This is a genomic window from Pseudomonas sp. CP-1 (assembly GCF_021213715.1).
Lineage (GTDB): Bacteria > Pseudomonadota > Gammaproteobacteria > Pseudomonadales > Pseudomonadaceae > Pseudomonas > Pseudomonas aeruginosa.
In genome coordinates, this window is record NZ_JAJQKY010000010.1 from 192,116 (window position 1) to 211,103 (window position 18,988).

19 protein-coding genes and 1 pseudogene are annotated in these 18,988 nt (G+C 66.6%); 10 read left to right on the forward strand and 10 right to left on the reverse strand.

Annotated elements, in window-relative coordinates; genetic code table 11:
• Positions 1-172: 172 nt before the first annotated feature.
• The 3 genes from LT948_RS20590 to cysK all read right to left on the reverse strand — a co-directional run bounded on the left by LT948_RS20590 (position 173) and on the right by cysK (position 3,110).
• Positions 173-1,264: a polyamine ABC transporter substrate-binding protein gene (locus LT948_RS20590; RefSeq protein WP_003090575.1), complete on the reverse strand. Its 1,092-nt coding sequence runs from the start codon at positions 1,262-1,264 to the stop codon at positions 173-175.
• Between the two features lie 198 nt (positions 1,265-1,462).
• On the reverse strand, positions 1,463-2,077 hold the full coding sequence (locus LT948_RS20595; protein ID WP_003090574.1) for a LysE family translocator: 615 nt from the start codon (positions 2,075-2,077) through the stop codon (positions 1,463-1,465).
• Between the two features lie 58 nt (positions 2,078-2,135).
• Entirely contained in the window at positions 2,136-3,110 is a 975-nt protein-coding gene (gene cysK / locus LT948_RS20600) for a cysteine synthase A (protein ID WP_023091657.1), read from the reverse strand.
• A 120-nt stretch (positions 3,111-3,230) separates the two neighbouring features.
• Here cysK and LT948_RS20605 point away from each other — a divergent pair, with 120 nt between their 5' ends.
• The 5 genes from LT948_RS20605 (at position 3,231) to LT948_RS20625 (ending at position 8,147) form a co-directional block, all read left to right on the forward strand.
• Positions 3,231-4,316: a DUF748 domain-containing protein gene (locus LT948_RS20605; RefSeq protein ID WP_003090572.1), complete on the forward strand. Its 1,086-nt coding sequence runs from the start codon at positions 3,231-3,233 to the stop codon at positions 4,314-4,316.
• 162 nt (positions 4,317-4,478) lie between these two features.
• A complete protein-coding gene (locus tag LT948_RS20610; protein ID WP_003090571.1) occupies positions 4,479-5,324 on the forward strand; it encodes an AAA family ATPase in 846 nt (281 codons plus the stop codon).
• Positions 5,325-5,388: 64 nt separating this feature from the next.
• Positions 5,389-5,784, forward strand: coding sequence for a GFA family protein (locus LT948_RS20615; RefSeq protein WP_003131045.1), 396 nt, complete (start codon positions 5,389-5,391; stop codon positions 5,782-5,784).
• A 48-nt stretch (positions 5,785-5,832) separates the two neighbouring features.
• Positions 5,833-7,014, forward strand: coding sequence for a vWA domain-containing protein (locus tag LT948_RS20620; RefSeq protein WP_003090569.1), 1,182 nt, complete (start codon positions 5,833-5,835; stop codon positions 7,012-7,014).
• A gap of 113 nt (positions 7,015-7,127) precedes the next feature.
• Positions 7,128-8,147: an AraC family transcriptional regulator gene (locus LT948_RS20625; RefSeq protein ID WP_003101519.1), complete on the forward strand. Its 1,020-nt coding sequence runs from the start codon at positions 7,128-7,130 to the stop codon at positions 8,145-8,147.
• Between the two features lie 39 nt (positions 8,148-8,186).
• On the opposite strand, the pseudogene LT948_RS33365 reads toward LT948_RS20625, so the two are convergent.
• The 6 genes and pseudogenes from LT948_RS33365 to LT948_RS20655 all read right to left on the reverse strand — a co-directional run.
• A pseudogene (locus tag LT948_RS33365) lies at positions 8,187-8,297 on the reverse strand (DUF6434 domain-containing protein); the annotation flags it as partial.
• Between the two features lie 131 nt (positions 8,298-8,428).
• A complete protein-coding gene (gene tsi2 / locus LT948_RS20635; protein ID WP_015502771.1) occupies positions 8,429-8,662 on the reverse strand; it encodes a type IV secretion system immunity protein Tsi2 in 234 nt (77 codons plus the stop codon).
• Positions 8,663-8,671: 9 nt separating this feature from the next.
• Positions 8,672-9,148, reverse strand: a complete 477-nt coding sequence (gene tse2 / locus LT948_RS20640) for a type VI secretion system effector Tse2 (protein ID WP_003090565.1) — start codon at positions 9,146-9,148, stop codon at positions 8,672-8,674.
• 146 nt (positions 9,149-9,294) lie between these two features.
• Entirely contained in the window at positions 9,295-10,884 is a 1,590-nt protein-coding gene (locus LT948_RS20645) for an MFS transporter (protein ID WP_003101515.1), read from the reverse strand.
• Between the two features lie 2 nt (positions 10,885-10,886).
• Positions 10,887-12,194, reverse strand: a complete 1,308-nt coding sequence (locus tag LT948_RS20650) for an OprD family porin (RefSeq protein ID WP_003090563.1) — start codon at positions 12,192-12,194, stop codon at positions 10,887-10,889.
• A 48-nt stretch (positions 12,195-12,242) separates the two neighbouring features.
• Entirely contained in the window at positions 12,243-14,081 is a 1,839-nt protein-coding gene (locus tag LT948_RS20655; protein WP_003110530.1) for an amidohydrolase, read from the reverse strand.
• Positions 14,082-14,688: 607 nt separating this feature from the next.
• Here LT948_RS20655 and LT948_RS20660 point away from each other — a divergent pair.
• The 5 genes from LT948_RS20660 (at position 14,689) to LT948_RS20680 (ending at position 18,394) form a co-directional block, all read left to right on the forward strand.
• Entirely contained in the window at positions 14,689-15,369 is a 681-nt protein-coding gene (locus LT948_RS20660) for a hydrolase (RefSeq protein ID WP_003090561.1), read from the forward strand.
• 56 nt (positions 15,370-15,425) lie between these two features.
• Positions 15,426-15,707 (forward strand): XapX domain-containing protein, encoded by a 282-nt coding sequence (locus LT948_RS20665; protein ID WP_003090560.1) that lies wholly within the window; start codon positions 15,426-15,428, stop codon positions 15,705-15,707.
• Between the two features lie 169 nt (positions 15,708-15,876).
• Positions 15,877-16,770 carry a helix-turn-helix domain-containing protein gene (locus LT948_RS20670; protein ID WP_073657337.1) on the forward strand — a complete coding sequence of 298 codons (894 nt, stop codon included), beginning with the start codon at positions 15,877-15,879 and terminating at the stop codon, positions 16,768-16,770.
• Between the two features lie 113 nt (positions 16,771-16,883).
• Positions 16,884-17,987 carry a DUF1615 domain-containing protein gene (locus tag LT948_RS20675; RefSeq protein WP_003119474.1) on the forward strand — a complete coding sequence of 368 codons (1,104 nt, stop codon included), beginning with the start codon at positions 16,884-16,886 and terminating at the stop codon, positions 17,985-17,987.
• An 80-nt stretch (positions 17,988-18,067) separates the two neighbouring features.
• On the forward strand, positions 18,068-18,394 hold the full coding sequence (locus LT948_RS20680; RefSeq protein ID WP_009313971.1) for a thioredoxin family protein: 327 nt from the start codon (positions 18,068-18,070) through the stop codon (positions 18,392-18,394).
• Between the two features lie 27 nt (positions 18,395-18,421).
• Here LT948_RS20680 and LT948_RS20685 read toward each other — a convergent pair whose 3' ends face one another.
• Positions 18,422-18,922 (reverse strand): acyl-CoA thioesterase, encoded by a 501-nt coding sequence (locus tag LT948_RS20685; protein ID WP_003090555.1) that lies wholly within the window; start codon positions 18,920-18,922, stop codon positions 18,422-18,424.
• Positions 18,923-18,988: the final 66 nt, after the last annotated feature.

Here is an 18,988-nt window from a genome sequence, read left to right on the forward strand (position 1 = left end):
GTGGCTACCGGAAGGGCGGGGAGCGAGCTGTGCGAGCGCTGGTTCATGGAGGCTATCCGGTCGATGAAGACAACGAGAGGGACTATAGCGGGCCGTCCGGGATTTGACGAGCCTGTGGGCGAGCCTTGCGCTAAAACGCCAGCCCGGCGACAAACCGGGCCGGCGCCGGGCTTCACTTGCCGGTCTTCACCGTGTTCCAGGTGCGCGTGCGCACGCGGTCGATCTTCTGCGGCATGGACTCGAGGGCGAACAGCTTGGCCATCTTCTCCTGCGGCGGGTAGATCGCCGGGTCGGCCTTGATCTCGGCGTCCACCAGCGGGTCGGCGGCCAGGTTGCCGTTGGCGTAGTGCACATGGTTGCTGATCGCGGCCATCACCTCGGGACGCAGCAGGTAGTTCATGAAGGCGTAGCCGGCCTTCTCGTCGGGCGCGTCGACCGGCATCGAGACCATGTCGAACCACAGCGGCGAGCCTTCCTTCGGCGTCGAGTAGCGCACTTCCACGCCGTTGTTGGCCTCCTTGGCGCGGGTCGCGGCCTGCAGGATGTCGCCGGAGAAACCGACCACCATGCAGATCTCGCCGTTGGCCAGGTCGCTGACGTACTTCGAGGAGTGGAAGTAGCGGATGTACGGGCGCACCTTCAGCAGCGCCGCCTGGGCCTGCTTGTAGTCGTCGGCCTTCTGGCTGTGGTGTGGCAGGCCGAGGTAGTTGAGGGTGATGGGCAGCAGCTCGGGGCCGTTGTCCAGCACCGCCACCCCGCACTTGCTCAGTTTCTGCATGTATTCGGGCTTGAAGAATATATCCCAGGAGTCCAGCGGCGCGTCGTCGCCGAGCACCGCCTTGATCTTCGCCGGGTTGTAGCCGATGCCGGTGGTGCCCCAGAGGTAGGGGAAGCCGTACTGGTTGCCCGGATCGTTGACCTCCAGGGCCTTGAGCAGCACCGGGTTGAGGTTCTTCCAGTTGGGCAGCTGGGACTTGTCCAGCTTCTTCAGGGCGCCGGCCTGGATCTGCTTGGCCATGAAGTGGTTCGACGGGAATACCACGTCGTAGCCGGATTGGCCGGTCATCAGCTTGCCGTCGAGGGTCTCGTTGCTGTCGTAGACGTCGTAGGTGGCCTGGATGCCGGTTTCCTTGGCGAAGTTCGCCACGGTTTCGGGAGCGATGTATTCGGACCAGTTGTAGATCTTCAGGTTGTCCGCGGCGAGGGTTGCGCCGCTGCCGCAAGCGAGGGCGAGGAGGGTGAGGGAAGCGATGCGGGTCTTCATTGTTGTAGGTGTCCTGTCGGCTGACGACAGCGTCGGCGACGGACTGGTTCGCCGCCGGCGCTCAGGGGGCGCCGGCAACGCTGGCCGGCACCCGGGTTTTATCCCGCGTTGCCGGAAGCGAGGAAAGGGGCGGCTTTTACCTGCGGGCCCGCAGACAGGCGCCGGCACCGCAGCGGGGCGTCGCTCCGCCCGCCTGCCTCAACTCAGGGCGACCTTGACCCCGAGGGCGATCAGCAGGCCGCCGAGCAGCTTGTCCACCACCCCCTGGGCCCTGGCCAGGCCGCGGCGCACCACCGCGCTCTGGATCAGCACCACCAGCAGCGGCCACCAGAGTGCGGCGAGGCCGACGATGATGCCGGCGTACCAGAGCTTCTCGGCGAAGCTGGAGTCCAGGCTCAGCACCTGGGTGAACACGGCGAGGAAGAACAGCGTGGCCTTGGGGTTGAGCAGGTTGCACAGGTAGCCCTGGAGGAACGCGCTCCAGTGGCCGACGCGCTGCACGCCGCCGACCGCCAGGTCGAGCGTGCCGCCGCCGCGCGAGCGCAGGGCCTGGATGCCGATCCAGATCAGGTAGACCGCGCCGGTGTACTTCAGCGCGTTGAACAGCCACGGCGTGGTGGTGATCAGCACCGCCAGGCCGGCGACGCAGTAGGCCATGTGGGTGGCCACGCCGAGGATCACCCCCAGCGAGGTCATCATCGCCGCCGAGCGCTGGTAGCGCGCCGCGTTGCGGATGATCAGGAAGAAGTCCGGGCCGGGCGAGAGCATGCCCAGGGTGGCGAGGGTGGCTACGAAGAGCGAGGTTTCCAGCATGATTCGATACGCCTGGCGCAAGGCGGCGCCGGTTCGCTGCGGCGCCGCGGGTCGGTGGTTACTGGGTCAGTTCCTGTTCGCTGAACAGGCCGTCGAAGAGCATGCTCGAAAGATAGCGCTCGCCGGAATCGGGGAGGATCACCACGATGGTCTTGCCCTGCATGTTCGGCTCCTCGGCCAGGCGCACCGCGGCGGCCATCGCCGCGCCGGAGGAGATGCCGCAGAGGATGCCTTCTTCCTGCATCAGGCGCAGCGCCATGCTCTTCGCTTCGTCGTCGCCGATCTTCTCGACCCGGTCGACCAGCGACAGGTCGAGGTTCTTCGGCACGAAGCCGGCGCCGATGCCCTGGATCTTGTGCGGGGCGGGCTTGACCTCCTCGCCGGCGAGGGTCTGGCTGATCACCGGCGAGGTCACCGGCTCCACCGCCACGGCGAGGATCGGCTTGCCCCGGGTGTTCTTGATGTAGCGCGAGACGCCGGTGAGGGTGCCGCCGGTGCCGACCCCGGAAACCAGCACGTCCACCGCGCCCTCGGTATCGTTCCAGATCTCCGGGCCGGTGGTCTTCTCATGGATCGCCGGGTTGGCCGGGTTGTCGAACTGCTGCGGCATGAAGTACTTCCCGGGATCCCCCGCGACCAGTTCCTCGGCCTTCTGGATCGCACCCTTCATGCCCTTCGCCGGTTCGGTCAGGACCAGCTCCGCGCCCAGCGCCTTGAGCACCTTGCGTCGCTCCAGGCTCATCGACGCCGGCATGGTCAGGATCAGTTTGTAGCCACGCGCGGCGGCGACGAAGGCGAGGCCGATGCCGGTGTTGCCGGAGGTCGGCTCGACCAGGGTCATGCCGGACTTCAGTCTGCCGCTGGCTTCGGCATCCCAGATCATGTTCGCGCCGATCCGGCACTTCACCGAATAGCCGGGGTTGCGCCCTTCGATCTTGGCCAGGATGGTGACGCCGCGCGGGGCGATGCGGTTGATCTGGACCAGCGGCGTGTTGCCGATGGACTGCGCGTTGTCTGCGAAGATGCGGCTCATGATGGTGTCCTTGTCGCATGGAGAAAGATCAATCAGCCTATTCCGCCCCCGCCCGCGCGTCCAGACGCGTTCGAACCAGCGGCGCGCCGCGCGTGTCCACTGTCCAGGAGGGCCGTACCGATGAAGAAACGCTATGCCATTCCCCTGGGCAGCCTGGCGGCGCTGCTTCTGTTGTTGCTGGCGCTGCACCTGGCGCTGCCGTACCTGGTGCGCGACTACCTGAACGGCAAGCTGGCCGACATGGGCGACTACCGTGGGCACATCGCCGACGTCGACCTGGCGCTCTGGCGCGGCGCGTATCGGATCGACGGGCTGAGCATCGTCAAGGACAACGGCAAGGTGCCGGTGCCGTTCCTCGACGCGCCGAGCATCGACCTGTCGGTGAGCTGGCAGGCGCTCTGGGATGATCACGCAGTAGTGGCGCGGGTGGTCTTCGAGCGTCCGCAGCTCAACTTCGTCGATGCCGGCGGCGACCGCGACGCCTCGCAGACCGGTGCCGGCACCGACTGGCGCGAGCAACTGGACAAGCTGCTGCCGATCACCCTCAACGAGGTGCGGGTGGTGGACGGCACCCTGCGTTTCCGCAACTTCACTTCGAAGCCGCCGGTAAACCTGCACGCCTCGGCGCTCAACGCCAGCATCTATAACCTGACCAACGTGGCCGACGCCCGGGGCGAGCGGCCGGCGCGTCTCGAAGGCACGGCGCGGATACTCGGCCAGGCGCCGCTGGAAGTGGCGGCGCATTTCGACCCGCTGAGCGACTTCGAGGACTTCGACCTGCGCCTGCGGGTCACCCGGGTCGAGCTGAAGCGGCTCAACGACTTCGCCAGCGCCTATGGCAAGTTCGACTTCAATGCCGGCACCGGCGACCTGGTGCTGGAGGCCCAGGCTAAGCGCGGCCAGTTGGATGGCTACATCAAGCCGCTGCTGCGCGACGTGGACGTGTTCAACTGGCGGCAGGACGTGGAGGATGGCGACAAGAACCTGTTCCGCTCGGTGTGGGAGGCGCTGGTCGGCGGGGGCGAGACGGTGCTGAAGAACCAGCGCAAAGACCAGTTCGCAACCCGTGTGAGCCTGAGCGGTAATATCCACCAGCGGGACGTCAGCGCGTTCCAGGCGTTCCTCGGGATTCTCCGCAACGCGTTCGTCGAGGCGTTCAACGCTCGTTTCGAGCGTTCCCCGGCGACGCGCGACGACGACGGCTGAAGACGCGGGCGGAACGGCGGGTCGCGAGGTGGCCGGGCATTCAGTGACTGAATGACCCGTCTGCGTTCACAGTGCGCTTGTCCCCGCGTTATAGTCGGGTTTTCAAACAATACTGAACTGCCCGGTTTTCCAGCCAGGGCGTTACCGTTCGAGGATTTCCTGATGAAGTTCGAAGGCACCCAGTCCTACGTCGCCACCGACGACCTCAAGCTCGCGGTCAACGCCGCCATCACCCTGCAGCGGCCGCTGCTGGTGAAGGGCGAACCGGGCACCGGCAAGACCATGCTCGCCGAGCAGTTGGCCGAGTCCTTCGGCGCCAAGCTGATCACCTGGCACATCAAGTCCACCACCAAGGCCCACCAGGGCCTCTACGAGTACGATGCGGTAAGCCGCCTGCGCGATTCGCAGCTGGGCGTGGACAAGGTCCACGACGTGCGCAACTACATCAAGAAGGGCAAGCTCTGGGAGGCCTTCGAGGCCGAGGAGCGGGTGATCCTGCTGATCGACGAGATCGACAAGGCCGACATCGAGTTCCCCAACGACCTGTTGCAGGAACTCGACAAGATGGAGTTCTACGTCTACGAGACCAACGAAACCATCAAGGCGAAGCAGCGCCCGATCATCATCATCACCTCGAACAACGAGAAGGAACTGCCCGACGCCTTCCTGCGCCGCTGTTTCTTCCACTACATCGCCTTCCCCGACCGCGAGACGTTGCAGAAGATCGTCGACGTGCACTACCCGAACATCAAGCAGTCGCTGGTCAGCGAGGCGCTGGACATCTTCTTCGACGTGCGCAAGGTGCCCGGCCTGAAAAAGAAACCTTCGACTTCCGAGCTGGTCGACTGGCTGAAGCTGCTGATGGCCGACGAGATCGGCGAAGCGGTGCTGCGCGAACGCGATCCGACCAAGGCGATCCCGCCGCTGGCCGGCGCCCTGGTGAAGAACGAGCAGGACGTGCAGCTTCTCGAGCGCCTGGCGTTCATGAGCCGCCGCGCCAGCCGCTGAGTGCGGCGGCCCTTTCCGGGGAAAGGGCCGCGGGGCGGCACGCCAGACAGCGGAGGAACATCCCATGCTCAGCGGAAGTTGCCTGTGCGGCGCGGTACGTTACGAGATCGACGCGCCCATCGAATCGGCCAGCCATTGTCATTGCAGCCAGTGCCGCAAGGCCCACGGCGCGGCGTTCGCCACCTACGGCAAGGTGCGCCGCGAGGCGTTCCGCTATGTCGCCGGGGCGGACGCGGTGGCCGAATACCACTCGTCGCCAGGCGTCACCCGTACCTTCTGCCGCCACTGCGGATCGAACCTGCAGTGGCTTGGTGGCAACGAGGACCCGACGTACACCTCTATCGCCCTCGGCACCCTCGACTCGCCGCTGCCATCGGTAGCGCAGCGGCACATCTACGTGGGTTCGAAAGCCGACTGGTACGTCATCGCCGACGACCTGCCGCAGGAACACCAATACTGACCGGCGCTCGCGCGCCGGGATCAACGGACAACAGACGAGGTCGCAGCCATGCTGCTCAACCTGTTCAACGAAATGCGCGCAGCCAAGGTGCCTGTGTCGGTGCGCGAGCTGCTCGACCTGATCGACGCCCTGAAGCACCGCGTGGTGTTCGCCGACATGGACGAGTTCTACTACCTGGCGCGCACCATCATGGTCAAGGACGAGCGCCACTTCGACAAGTTCGACCGGGCCTTCGGCGCCTACTTCAAGGGCCTGGAGAAGCTCGACGACCACCTCAAGGCGCTGATCCCCGAGGAATGGCTGCGCAAGGAGTTCGAGCGCCTGCTGACCGACGAGGAAAAGGCGCAGATCCAGTCCCTCGGCGGCCTGGACAAGCTGATCGAGGAGTTCAAGAAACGCCTCGAGGAACAGAAGGAGCGCCATGCCGGTGGTAACAAGTGGATCGGTACCGGCGGTACCAGTCCGTTCGGCTCCGGCGGCTTCAACCCGGAGGGCGTCCGCGTCGGCGACGCCGGCAAGCGCCAGGGCAAGGCGGCCAAGGTCTGGGACCAGCGCGAATACAAGAACCTCGACGACCAGGTCGAACTGGGTACGCGCAACATCAAGATCGCCCTGCGGCGCCTGCGCAAGTTCGCCCGTGAGGGCGCGGCGGAGGAGCTGGACATCGACGGCACCATCGACCACACCGCGAAGGACGCCGGGCTGCTCAACATCCAGATGCGCCCGGAGCGGCGCAACACGGTGAAGCTGTTGCTGCTGCTGGACATCGGCGGCTCGATGGACGCCCACGTCAAGGTCTGCGAGGAGCTGTTCTCGGCCTGCAAGACCGAGTTCAAGCACCTGGAGTATTTCTACTTCCACAACTTCATCTACGAGTCGGTGTGGAAGAACAACCTGCGCCGCAGCAGCGAACGCACCGCCACCTTCGACCTGCTGCACAAGTACGGTCCGGACTACAAGGTGGTGTTCGTCGGCGACGCGGCGATGGCGCCCTACGAGATCACCCAGGCCGGTGGCAGCGTCGAGCACTGGAACGAGGAAGCCGGTTACGTCTGGATGCAGCGCTTCATGGAGAAGTACAAGAAGCTCATCTGGATCAACCCCTATCCGAAGGACACCTGGAACTACACGGCGTCCACCGGCCTGGTCCGCGAACTGGTCAAGGAACAGATGTATCCGTTGACCCTGAGCGGCCTGGAGGAGGGCATGCGCTTCCTCTCGCGCGGTTGAGCCAACTGCCTGCGGGACCGGCGACAGGCGCGGCGGCACGCAACTTGCCTACCCTGTGTATCCCGTCCGCGCGGTAACAGCGCGGCGCGGCCACCGGTAACGATGGGCACGCCATGATCGACTCGACCTTCTCCCGCGCCACCTGGCTCAACTCGCTGCACATGTCGACCCTCACTCTCTCGCTGTTGGAGAAGGAAGGGTTCGCCCGCGAGCAACTGCTCGAAGGCAGTGGCATCACCCCCGCCGACCTGCTCGACCTGCGGCGCCTGATCAGCCCCTGGCAGGAGCAGCAGGTGTTCGCCAACGCCTGCCGGCTCAGCGACGAGCCGGCCCTCGGCCTGCGCCTGGGGCTGCGCACGCGGATTTCCGCCTACGGCCTGCTCGGCTACGCGCTGCTCTCCGCGCCGACCCTCGGCGAGGCGCTGCGCATCGGCCTCAGCTATCCGGTCTTGCTCGGCACCTACTTCCACCTGTCGCTGGAGGTCGCCGACGGCCGCGCCTGGCTGGTGGCCACCGGCTACGGCGAGGACGAGGCGCTGCGGCCATTCAACACCGAGCTTTGCCTGGGCTCGTTGAAGGTCACCTGCGCCGACCTGCTCGGCCAGCCGCTGCCCTTGCTGGAAGCGGCCTTCGACTATGCCGGCGACGAGGCGATGGCGCGGGCCTACGCCGAGGGTTTCGCCTGCGAGTTGCACTTCGAACGCGAGCGCAGCGCCATCGGCTTCGCCGCCGAATGGCTGGAGCGCCCGTTGCCGCTGGCCGACCCGGTGACCCACCGGGAGATGCTGGAACAGTGCCGGCGGCAGAACATCGACCTGGCCGCGCGCCGCGCCTGGCTGGACAAGGTCCGGGCGATCCTCGCCGAGCGCCTGCAGGACCCGCCGGGCCTGGAGGAACTGGCGCGGCGCCTGAACTGTTCGTCGCGCAGCCTGCGCCGGCACTTGCAGCAGCAGCGCACCAGCTACCAGCAACTGCTCGACGAGCTGCGCTTCGCCCGCGCCAAGGAGCTGTTGCAGAGCGGCGACATGCCGATCTACCGGATCGCCGAGGAACTCGGCTTCAGCGAGACCGCCAGCCTGCGCCATGCCTTCCAGCGCTGGAGCGGCCAGCCGCCGAGCCATTTTCGCGCCTGAGCGTTCGCTCAGGCGGAGGGGCTGGCGCCGCCGCCGTTCGTCCGCCACCTCGCCCAGGGTCTTTGTCGCGCCGTCGCCAATCCCGGCCATGAAGGCACGATCGAAGCGGAAGTCGGCGCCGCACAGCCCGACGAGGAAGCGCCGTACGTCCTGGGCGTTGCGCTAGTCGCGGCACACTGCGGTGTCGCGGGTGATGGTGTCGCCGTGCCAGCCGAAGACCATCTGTCGTTTCTCTGCGCGCGCTGGAGCGGGCAGGCCAACGATGGCCCGCCCACGGGTCGTCAGGACGCCGGGTCTTCGATCAGCCGGTCATAGGGCGGCAGGCCGCTGTATTGGCCCAGGGCTTGCTCGTAGGCGTTCTTCAGGTCGTCGGCGGCGAGGTCGTAGCCGACCAGCAACTGTTCGAGTTCAGCGGCGTTCTGCGGGTCGTCGTTCTGCAACTGAGCGTCGAGTTCGCGGGTGCGCGCGGCGACGCACTGGATCGCCACCATCAGGGTCTGGGGTTTCAGGTTCATGGTTCACTCCTAGAGCCCGCGGGCTTTTTCCCATTGGCGGCGGATGGCGTTGCGCACGAAGTTGTCCAGTTGGCCCATGAGGACCTCCCGGTACATCGGCTTGGCCGGCATGATGGTGTAGTGGGTGGCTTGCAGGCGCTTGTTGTAGCTGTCCTGTTTCACCTTAAGGTCCGGCGGGATGTCGGTGCCGTCGGGTATCACGAAGTCGCCGTCGGCGCGGCGCAGCACGCCGGCGCGGTCGAACACCGAGGTGCCGCCGGTGTCCGGGGCGTAGAGGCCGTCGCGGCCGGCGACGATGTCCGGCGCGCGGGCGGGGACGCCAGGGGTGTTGGGGCTGTCGAAGGTCGGATGCAGCAGCGGGGCGACTTCCGCAGCCTCGGCGAGTTCCTGGTCGGGGCGCAGGTAGCGACCGACGTCGCCGTCGTAGTTGGCCTTGAATACCGCCCGGTAGAGGGTGAGGCTGGTTTTCTCGTAGTCGTAGGACATGCGTGGACTTCCCTGTGGGTTGCGTTCGCGGCGCCGCGGGTGCGCGGCATCGCTGCCGGCCACCGTCCTTGTGGCGCCATTGGCGAGCAGGATAACAGCCGTGGGCGGATCCGCCAGGGGCAGGCGACGACCGTCGCCCGGGAGGCTCAAGGCCTGGCCGCGCCGTGCAGGTAATGGCGGATGCGCACCTCCACGCCGGCGCTCTGGAAGCGCCGGGCGGCGGCCTCGACCCGCAACTCGCCGCGGGTCACCCGCTGGTGGTGGCGCAGGTGCTCCAGCCAGGATTCGTCGATGAAGAACTCCAGCCACAGGCGACGGTTGCCGCTGTCCTGGACCAGCCCCCAGGACACCGCGCCGTTGCGCCGACGCATGGCGCGCACCTCGACCATCGCCGCCTGGAATGCCGCGGCGTCCTGCGGGTCGATGTCGTACTCGAGGGTGACCATCACCGGGCCGCGTTCCTGGTCCACCTCTTCGTCGACCAGTGGCGCCGGCCAGTGCAACGACGGCGCGAGGTCCTCGGCCTCGGTGACCGGCAGCCGGCAGCGCAGCGACGCGAACAGGCCGAGCAGCAGCGCGGCGCTGGCGCAGAGCAGGGCGAAGGTGATCGACAGGTGGCTGGCGACCAGACCCCACAGGGCGCCGCCGGCGGCCATGCTGCCGAAGAACACCAGGATGTAGACCGCCAGCGCGCGGGCGCGGACCCAGGCCGGCACGGAGGTCTGCGCGGCGACCTGCAGGCTGGAGAGCACGGCGATCCATGCCGCGCCGCTGAGCAGCATCACCGGCACCAGCAAATAGAGGTTGCGCAGCAGCGCCAGGGCCACTAGCACCAGTGCGTAGAGCACGCTGGAGAGCAGCACCAGGCGGTCGCTGCCGAGGCGTTCGCGCAGGCGCGGCAGGAACGCGGCGCCGAGCACCGCGCCGACGCCGACGCTGCCCAGCAGCAGGCCGAAGTCCATGGCGTTGCCATGCAGTTCGCCGCGCACGATCAGGGGCAGCAGCGACATGCCGGCGCTGGCGCCGAGGAAGAACGCCACCGCGCGCACCAGCACCGATTGCAGCGGCCTCGAGCTGCGGCTGTAGCGCCAGCCGGCGCGCAGGGCGCCGAACAGGCGTTCCGCCGGCAGCACCGAGGGCACGGCCTCGCGTTTCCAGGCCAGCAGCACGGCGATCACCGCGAAGAAGGAGAGGGCGTTGAGGGCGAAGGTCAGCCAGGGGCCGACCAGGCTCACCAGCACCCCGGCGATGGCCGGTCCGACCGCCCGCGCCAGGTTGACCCCGACACTGGACAGCGCCACCGCCGCCGGCAGTTCGTCCTTGCCCACCAGTTCCGGAGTGGTGGCGCTCCAGGCCGGCATCATCAGCGCGGTGCCGATGCCCATGCACAGGGTCAGGCCGAGCAGCAGCCAGACGCTGGTCAACTGGAGCAGGGTGAGGCTGGCCAGCAGGGTGGCCACCAAGGCCATCCACAATTGCACGCCGAGCAGGTAGCGGCGCTTGTCGACGATATCGGCGAGGGCGCCGGCCGGCAGGGCCAGGAAGAACATCGGCAGCGATCCGGCGACCTGCACCAGGGCCACGTTCAGCGGGCTGGCGGAGAGCGAGGTCATCAGCCAGCCGGCGCCCACCTCGTGCATCCAGGTGCCGATGTTCGAGGCGATGCTGGCCAGCCATAGCCAGCGGAAGGTGGCTTGGCGCAGGGGACTCCAGGGTGAGGCGGCGGGTGCGGTCATGGTCAGAGCGAGCCTTTGAGTGGGTATTCGACGATCAGGTAGAGGCGGTCGATGTCGTCGCCGGCCTGGGCCGCGTTGGCCCGGTGGCTGAGGTGCGAGACGTTCAGCGAGAGATCCTTGAGCGGGCCCGAGGCGAACACGTAGCGCAGGTCGAGGTCGCGCTCCCAGTGCTTGCCGCCGCTGCCCTGCAAGGGCCGGTAGCGGCCATCGGCGCCCAGCGGGTTGTAGGCGCCGCCGGCCGGCGCATGGCTGCCGTCGATGGCGCGGCCGCTGACGTAACGCGCCATGAAGCTCAGCCCCGGCAGGCCGAACGGGGCCAGGTCGAGGTCGTAGCGGGCCTGCCAGGAGCGTTCTCCGGGACCGTTGAAATCGGCGTACTTGATCGAGTTGGCGAGGTAGATGGAGTCACCTCCGACGAAGTCGAACGGCGTATCCCCATGGACACGCTGGTAGGCCAGGGAGAAACCCTGCGCGCCGACGCGGTACTTCAGTTGCAGGCTGTAGGCCAGGGTGTCGATCGCGCCGGCCCGGCTGCGGCCCTGGTCGCGCGTGCGATAGAGGTTGCCATCCAGGCTGAACGCGGCACGTTGCAGGTTCATGTTGAGATAGACCTGGCGCCAGACGTTGTCCAGTTGCGCGGCGAACAGCGAGCCGCTCAGGTTGTCGCTGGCCGCCAGGCTGGCGCCGGCGAAGCCGATGGCGCTGCCGGCGGTGCTCGCGCCGTAGCCGTCGAAGTCGCCATGGCCGGAGCTGGAGGCCTGTTCCTTGAAGGCGGTGAAGCGCCCGGCCTGGATCCGCACGCGGTCGAGGTCGTCGCTCTGCAGGAAGAAGCCCCTGGCGTACTGGGGTTGCAGGCGCTTGTCGCTGGTATCGAAGACCGGGGTCTCGACGGTCATCTCGCCGACCTTGAGCAGACTCTCGCCGAGCCGCAGCTTGAGTGCGGCGCCGGCGTCGGAATACTCGCTGGCGTTATCGCCGGATGAGTCCAGCGGCAACAGGCCGGTGCCGGCATGGCCACGTCCGCCGTCGAGCTTGAAGCCGGCGAAGCCGTGGAGATCGAGGCCGAAACCGACGCGGCCGGGAGTATAGGCCGACTCCAGGTCGGCGATCAGGCCGTGTGCCCATTCCTTGCGGTAGCCGCGCCCGGCGTCCGCGCGGCGATAGTCGTTGTAGAGGAAGTAGTTGCGGTTGAGCAGGCGCCACTCCAGGTAGTCGGGTGCCTTGGCTTCCTCTGTCGCGGCGTGGCACGGCGAGGTGCCGCCCAGCGCCAGGAAAAGGGCCAGGCGGCCGACCGGTCGAACGCGGATCATCGGGAAAACTCCGGGCGAGGCGGGCCGCGAAGGGCCCGCCCGGGTACGTCAGAAAGCGAAGCAGGAACAGCCGAATGCGCCCCAGAAACCCTGGAAGTCGCTCACCGGTACGTTGGAGTGGCGCGCGCGGTTGTGCTCGTGGGCGTGTACCGCGCAGGCACCGACGCACTGGTGGACCTGGGCGGTCAGCGGCGCGCCTTGCCGCCAGTGGCCGGGTACCTTGGCCACCGGCGACCAGTCCGGCAGCACCGGCGGCGCCGGCGGACCGAGCTTGTCGAACTCGGCGGCGGCATAGACGATCTTGCCGTCGACCACCGTGAGCACCGACTCGATCCACTTGATGGCCTCTTCCTCGACGCCGAAGAAGTCCGCCGACAGCGCCGCCAGGTCGGCGAGCTGGCCAACCTTGATCTGTCCTTTCTTGCCCTGCTCGCTGGAGAACCAGGCGCTGCCGTGGGTGAACAGCTGCAACGCGGTTTCCCGCGGCAGGCCCTGCGGATACAGGGCCATGCCGCCGACGGTGCGGCCGCTGACCAGCCAGTACAGCGAGGTCCAGGGGTTGTAGCTGGAGACCCGGGTGGCGTCGGTGCCGGCACCCACCGGCACGCCCTCGGCGAGCATGCGCTGGATCGGCGGCGTGGCCTCGGCGGCCTTGGCACCGTAGCGGTCGACGAAGTACTCGCCCTGGAAGGCCATGCGGTCCTGGATCGCGATGCCGCCGCCGAGTGCCCGCACCCGCTCGATGTTGCGCGGGGTGATGGTCTCGGCGTGGTCGAAGAACCAGGGCAGGCCGTTGAACGGAATGTCGCGGTCGACCTTCTCGAACACGTCGAGCATCCGCGAGATCGATTCGTCGTAGGTGGCGTGCAGGCGGAACGGCCAGCGCTGCTCCACCAGGTGGCGGACCACCGGCTCCAGCTCCTGCTCCATGGTCTGCGGCAGGTCCGGGCGCGGTTCGAGGAAGTCCTCGAAGTCGGCGGCGGAGAACACCAGCATCTCGCCGGCGCCGTTGTGGCGGAAGAAATCGCTGCCCTGGCCGTACTTGACGCTGCCGGTCCAGTTCTTGAAGTCGGCGAGTTCTTCCTTCGGTTTCTGGGTGAACAGGTTGTAGGCGATGCGTACGGTGAGCTGGCCCTGGTCGGCCAGTTCGCGAATCACCTGGTAGTCGTCCGGGTAGTTCTGGAAGCCGCCGCCGGCGTCGATCGCGCTGGTCAGGCCGAGGCGGTTGAGTTCGCGCATGAACTGGCGGGTGGAGTTGACCTGGTATTCCAGCGGCAGCTTCGGTCCCTTGGCCAGGGTGGCGTAGAGAATCATCGCGTTGGGCCGGGCGATCAGCATGCCGGTGGGTTCGCCGCTGCTGTCGCGGACGATCTCGCCGCCGGGCGGGTTGGGCGTGTCCTTGGTGTAGCCGACCACGCGCAGGGCGGCGCGGTTGAGCAGGGCGCGATCGTACAGGTGGAGGACGAACACCGGGGTGTCCGGCGCGGCCTTGTTCAATTCCTCCAGGGTCGGCATGCGCTTCTCGGCGAACTGGAACTCGTTCCAGCCGCCGACCACCCGCACCCACTGGGGGCTGGGCGTGCGTTCGGCCTGGTTCTTGAGCATGCGCAAGGCGTCGGCCAGGGAGGGCACGCCTTCCCAGCGCAGCTCCAGGTTGTAGTTGAGGCCACCGCGGATCAGGTGCAGGTGCGAGTCGTTGAGACCGGGGATCACGGTGCGCTTCTGCAGGTCGATCACCTGGGTGGCGCTGCCGCGATGGAGCATCGCCTCGGCGTCGTTGCCGACGGCAAGGAACTTGCCGTCCTTGATCGCCACGGCGGTGGCGGTGGGGTTGTCGCGGTCCACGGTGTGGAAGCGGCCGTTGTGCAGGATCAGGTCGGCGGTCATGGAACCTCCTGGGTTGCTTGCGGGAGAAAGGCTGGCGGCGTTGGCGAAGGGCAGGGCGGACCACAGGACTCCGGCGGCGCCCAGCACCGAACTGGTAGTGAGGAAATGGCGGCGGTCCTTGCTCGGCGGATCGTGGCTCATGGCGTGCTCCTGGCAGCGGGGCGGAATCGGTCAGCGAGGGCGGCGGCGAGAGAGGCCACCGGACAGGATAGGTGCGGCGGGAAACGTACGGGACGAAAGAGCGGTTTTCCCGAATGACGCATCCTCCTGCAAGCGCAACTTGCTGGTGGTCGATAGCAAGTAAGGCGCGAGACATGTCCTGAACTTCATGGGGGCTTTTTCTTATAGGGCGGACTGTCGATTCTGCTAGCTGGTAATCCTTATTTTATTGTCTCTGTGTGCGCTTTTTGTATGGATGTGTCGAATATTTTGAATATCGCCATTCAACTTTATCCGGGGCCGCAGTTCAGTGATTTATTTTCTCGAAAAGTTTGTTTTTTCCAATATTCATGCTTCATAGTCTGGCCGGCCACGGGAAGTTATCTGTTGGCCCGCGTGCTGTTGTGCGCAACAGCTGGAATTCATCGTTCGTTGTCAGGAAACAATCATGAGCCACTATCTCGAAGTTCTAACTCCGCAGAACAGCCAGATCATCTTCATCGACCAGCAGCCACAGATGGCATTCGGCGTACAGTCCATCGATCGCCAGACGCTGAAGAACAACGTAGTGGGCCTGGCCAAGGCGGCGAAGGTATTCGACATCCCGGTCACCATCACCACGGTGGAAACCGACAGCTTCTCCGGACCGACCTATCCGGAGCTGCTGGCGGTGTTCCCCGAGCAGAAGATCCTCGAACGCACCTCGATGAACTCCTGGGACGACCAGAACGTGCGCGACTCGCTGGCCGCCGCGGGCCGCAAGAAGGTCGTGGTCGCCGGGCTGTGGACGGAGGTCTGCAACACCACCTTCGCCCTCTGCGCCATGCTCGAGGGCGGCTACGAGATCTACATGGTGGCCGATGCCTCGGGCGGCACCTCCAGCGACGCCCACAAGTACGCCATGGACCGCATGGTCCAGGCCGGCGTGGTACCGGTGACCTGGCAGCAGGTCCTGCTGGAGTGGCAGCGCGACTGGGCCCGCCGGGATACCTACGACGCCGTGATGGCCATCGCCAAGGAGCATTCCGGGGCCTACGGCATGGGCGTGGACTACGCCTACACCATGGTGCACAAGGCGCCCGAGCGGGTGACCCACGGCGAACGCATCGGCCCGAATCCGGCCAAGTGAATGCCGGCCGTGCCGCTCCGGCCCGCCGGGCGGCACGGCCGCGAAGGAGAACGAAGATGAAGCTCTACGTATTGTCGCTGGGCGCCGGACTGTTGGTGGGGATCGTCTACAGCCTGCTGCAGGTGCGTTCGCCGGCTCCGCCGCTGGTGGCGCTGGTGGGGTTGCTCGGCATCCTGCTCGGCGAGCAGGTCATCCCGGTCGGCAAGCAATTGCTCGGCGGTTGCGCGTTCGCCTCGGCCTGCGACAAGGCGGGTTCGGTCGGCCATGTGCTGGGGCAACTACCGGGTCGGCATCGCCTCGACCAGGCCGCTGGCCCGTCGGAACAGGAAAAGGGTTGAGCGTTATATCATCGAGTAACAGCGCAGTAATCTGGTAGTTATCTTCGTCGGTTAGATTTCCCCGGAACGGCTCCCTCGGATTAATCTCTGGGGGAGCTTTCGTGCGTCGTTTTTCGCGTCGAGAGAAAAGTGTCACGAGATCATCAGGCGCATGGAATCAGGGGGAGTCATGACTGTTGCCATAGACAGAACAAAGGGCGACCAATCCACGCCAGGGAACATCATAAGGGGAGAAGGGTACGCCTTGATTCGCAATAGTGAGGCGACTCCCGATCCGGACAAGGTGATCCATATTCCTTGTGCCGATTCGTTTTCCGTCATCGTGCAGTTGCGCGATTTCAATTCCCATCGTCTCTGGAATGGAAACAAACTGGTTTTCGATGGCGGACATCCACGGAAAAGTATCTCCATCGCCTATCTTGGCGATGAAATAAAGTGCCAGCATCGGACAACTTACGACAATGTCCGCTTCATGTTGCCGCGCGCTTCGATAAAGGAGTTTCTCTACGAAGAAGGGCAACGCGCGTCCGCCGAGCCGGAGCGGATCATCGGTGTCGACGATCCGGTGGTCTATCACCTGGCGCTGGCGTTGCTGCCCAGTTTCGCCAGGGCGGGCGAGCGCAACGAGCTGTTCATCGAACAGGTCATGCTGGCGCTGTTGACCCACGTCCAGGATCGCTTCGCTTCGACCCAGGTCCCGGCCTGCACCGGCAAGGGCCTGGCGCCCTGGCAATTGCGCAGGGCCAAGGAGCTGATCGCCGGGCATCTGGCCGAGGGCGTATCGGTGGCGCGCCTGGCCGAGGAGTGCGGGCTCTCGCGCAGCTATTTCACCAAGGCCTTCAAGTGCAGCACCGGTGTTTCGCCCCACGAATGGCTGATGCGCTTGCGCGTCGACCGGGCCAAGGAGCTGATGCTGGGCAGCGACGAACCGCTTTCGCAGATCGGCGTCGCCTGCGGCTTTTCCGACCAGCCGCATTTCTCGCGGATCTTTCTCCGGCTGGCCGGCGCCTCGCCCTCGACCTGGCGTCGGGTCAAGCGGCAGCGCACCGACGCAGCGCTCTGAACCGCGACCGTGCGTGACGGACGGTACGGAAGCCGCCGGATGCTCGGCTAGAATGCCCTGGCTTCGGCGGTCGCCACCGGCCGCCCACTTCGCAACGGAACAGGGAATCGCAGATGAAAGCAGTACGCCAGGGTCGCGGCGTAACGGGGTTGCTCATGCTCCTGGCGCTGGCCGGGTGCAGTTCGCGGTCGGCGGAGCCGCCGCCGCCCAACCCCGACGAAGTACGGGCGAAGATCGTCCGCCTGATGCCGGCCACGGTGCGCGATCGCCAAGGGTGGGCCAGCGATATCTACGCGGCCTTTTCCGCCCAGCAGATCTACCCCAGCGACGAGAATCTCTGTGCGGTGCTGGCGGTGACCGAGCAGGAGTCCACCTACCAGGTCGACCCGCCGGTGGCCGGCCTGGGCAGGATCGCCACCCGCGAGGTCGAGCGTCGTGCCGGCAAGCTGCACGTGCCGGCGTTCCTGGTCAGCTCGGCGCTGAATATCAAGTCGCCCGATGGCCGCACCTACAGCCAGCGCCTGGCCGCGGCGCGCACGGAGAAGGAACTGAGCGAGACATTCGACGATTTCATCGCCATCGTGCCCATGGGCGGCAAGCTGTTCGGCGGCTTCAACCCGGTACACACCGGCGGGCCGATGCAGGTCAGCATCGCTTTCGCCGAGCAGCACGCGGACGGCTATCCCTATCCGCTGGACGGCAGCATCCGCCGCGAGGTGTTCAGCCGACGCGGCGGCATGTATTTCGGCATCGCCCACCTGCTTGGCTATCCGGCGGACTACCCGGCGCCGCTGTACCGCTTCGCCGACTTCAACGCCGGCTGGTATGCCAGTCGCAACGCCGCGTTCCAGAGCGCGGTGAGTCGCGTCTCGGGAATTCCGCTGGCGCTGGATGGCGATCTGATCCGCTACGGCACGCGCACGCCGGGCTCCACCGAACTGGCCGTGCGCAGCCTCGGCAAGCGCCTGGACATGAGCGACGCGGCGATCCGCCGGGCGCTGGAGCAGGGCGACAGCCCGGAGTTCGCCGACAGCGCGCTGTACCGCAAGGTCTTCGCCCTGGCCGAAAGCGCCACCGGCAAGACGCTGCCCCGCGCCGTGCTGCCGGGGATCGCCCTGGAGAGCCCGAAGATCACCCGCAAGCTGACCACCGCCTGGTTCGCCAAGCGCGTCGACGAACGCTACCAGCGCTGCATGGCGCGCGTGCGGAAACGCTGAGTCCATCGTCGCGCGGGTCGAACCTGGCGCCGCCGCGGGAGTCTGCCGTCCTGTCAGCCAAGCTCATGGAGAAGCAGCGTATGAAGACCCGATACAGCGCCGAGGCACCGGCGCGCGACGAACTGGACCGGCTCGCCGGTCCGACGCTGGTGGAGTTCGGTACCGACTGGTGCGGCCATTGCCAGGCCGCCCAGCCGCTGCTGGCGGAAGTATTCGACGACTATCCGGAGGTCGGCCACCTGAAGGTCGAGGACGGTCCCGGGCGCCGCCTGGGGCGCTCGTTCCAGGTCAAGCTGTGGCCGACCTTCGTCTTTCTTCGCGACGGCCGGGAGGTGGCGCGGGTAGTCCGCCCCGGCAGCGCCAGCGTGCTGGAAGAAGCGTTCGAGAGCCTGGTCGGCGAGGGCTGAGGACCCGGCCCGCGGGCCGGGCGGCGTTCAGGCCGGCATCGCGTGATCCACCTGTTCGCGGATCTCCTGGTAGCGCAGTTCCATCAGCTTGCGCTGCTCGCGCCGGGCCAGGGCCTGGGCGTAGCGGCGTTTCTCGATCGCGGTCTCCGGTTCCAGCGGACGCACCGCCACCGGCCGGCGCTGGTCGTCCATCGCCACCATGGTGAAGAAGCAACTGTTGGTATGGCGCACGGTGCGCTCGTGGATGTTCTCGGTCATCACCTTCACCCCGACCTCCATCGAAGTGCGCCCGGTGTAGTTCACCGAGGCGAGGAAGGTCACCAGTTCGCCGACATGGATCGGCTCGCGGAAGATCACCTGATCCACCGACAGGGTCACCACGTAGCGTCCGGCGTAGCGCTTGGCGCAGGCAAAGGCCACTTCGTCGAGGAGCTTGAGCAGCGCGCCGCCGTGGACGTTGCCGGAGAAGTTCGCCTTGTCGGGGGTCATGAGCACGCTCATGGTCAGTTGGTAGCTGCCAGGTTCCATCGTTCACCTATCACGCAAGTTGGTCACGGGCCATTGCAGTGGGCCGGCGGCCGCTCTGCGGCGGCC

Coding starts and splice junctions, on each gene's coding strand:
- LT948_RS20590 (WP_003090575.1), bottom strand. CDS start 1,264: ATGAAGACCCGCATCGCTTCCCTCACCCTCCTCGCCCTCGCTTGCGGC.
- LT948_RS20595 (WP_003090574.1), bottom strand. CDS start 2,077: ATGCTGGAAACCTCGCTCTTCGTAGCCACCCTCGCCACCCTGGGCATG.
- cysK (WP_023091657.1), bottom strand. CDS start 3,110: ATGAGCCGCATCTTCGCAGACAACGCGCAGTCCATCGGCAACACGCCG.
- LT948_RS20605 (WP_003090572.1), top strand. CDS start 3,231: ATGAAGAAACGCTATGCCATTCCCCTGGGCAGCCTGGCGGCGCTGCTT.
- LT948_RS20610 (WP_003090571.1), top strand. CDS start 4,479: ATGAAGTTCGAAGGCACCCAGTCCTACGTCGCCACCGACGACCTCAAG.
- LT948_RS20615 (WP_003131045.1), top strand. CDS start 5,389: ATGCTCAGCGGAAGTTGCCTGTGCGGCGCGGTACGTTACGAGATCGAC.
- LT948_RS20620 (WP_003090569.1), top strand. CDS start 5,833: ATGCTGCTCAACCTGTTCAACGAAATGCGCGCAGCCAAGGTGCCTGTG.
- LT948_RS20625 (WP_003101519.1), top strand. CDS start 7,128: ATGATCGACTCGACCTTCTCCCGCGCCACCTGGCTCAACTCGCTGCAC.
- tsi2 (WP_015502771.1), bottom strand. CDS start 8,662: ATGAACCTGAAACCCCAGACCCTGATGGTGGCGATCCAGTGCGTCGCC.
- tse2 (WP_003090565.1), bottom strand. CDS start 9,148: ATGTCCTACGACTACGAGAAAACCAGCCTCACCCTCTACCGGGCGGTA.
- LT948_RS20645 (WP_003101515.1), bottom strand. CDS start 10,884: ATGACCGCACCCGCCGCCTCACCCTGGAGTCCCCTGCGCCAAGCCACC.
- LT948_RS20650 (WP_003090563.1), bottom strand. CDS start 12,194: ATGATCCGCGTTCGACCGGTCGGCCGCCTGGCCCTTTTCCTGGCGCTG.
- LT948_RS20655 (WP_003110530.1), bottom strand. CDS start 14,081: ATGACCGCCGACCTGATCCTGCACAACGGCCGCTTCCACACCGTGGAC.
- LT948_RS20660 (WP_003090561.1), top strand. CDS start 14,689: ATGAGCCACTATCTCGAAGTTCTAACTCCGCAGAACAGCCAGATCATC.
- LT948_RS20665 (WP_003090560.1), top strand. CDS start 15,426: ATGAAGCTCTACGTATTGTCGCTGGGCGCCGGACTGTTGGTGGGGATC.
- LT948_RS20670 (WP_073657337.1), top strand. CDS start 15,877: ATGACTGTTGCCATAGACAGAACAAAGGGCGACCAATCCACGCCAGGG.
- LT948_RS20675 (WP_003119474.1), top strand. CDS start 16,884: ATGAAAGCAGTACGCCAGGGTCGCGGCGTAACGGGGTTGCTCATGCTC.
- LT948_RS20680 (WP_009313971.1), top strand. CDS start 18,068: ATGAAGACCCGATACAGCGCCGAGGCACCGGCGCGCGACGAACTGGAC.
- LT948_RS20685 (WP_003090555.1), bottom strand. CDS start 18,922: ATGGAACCTGGCAGCTACCAACTGACCATGAGCGTGCTCATGACCCCC.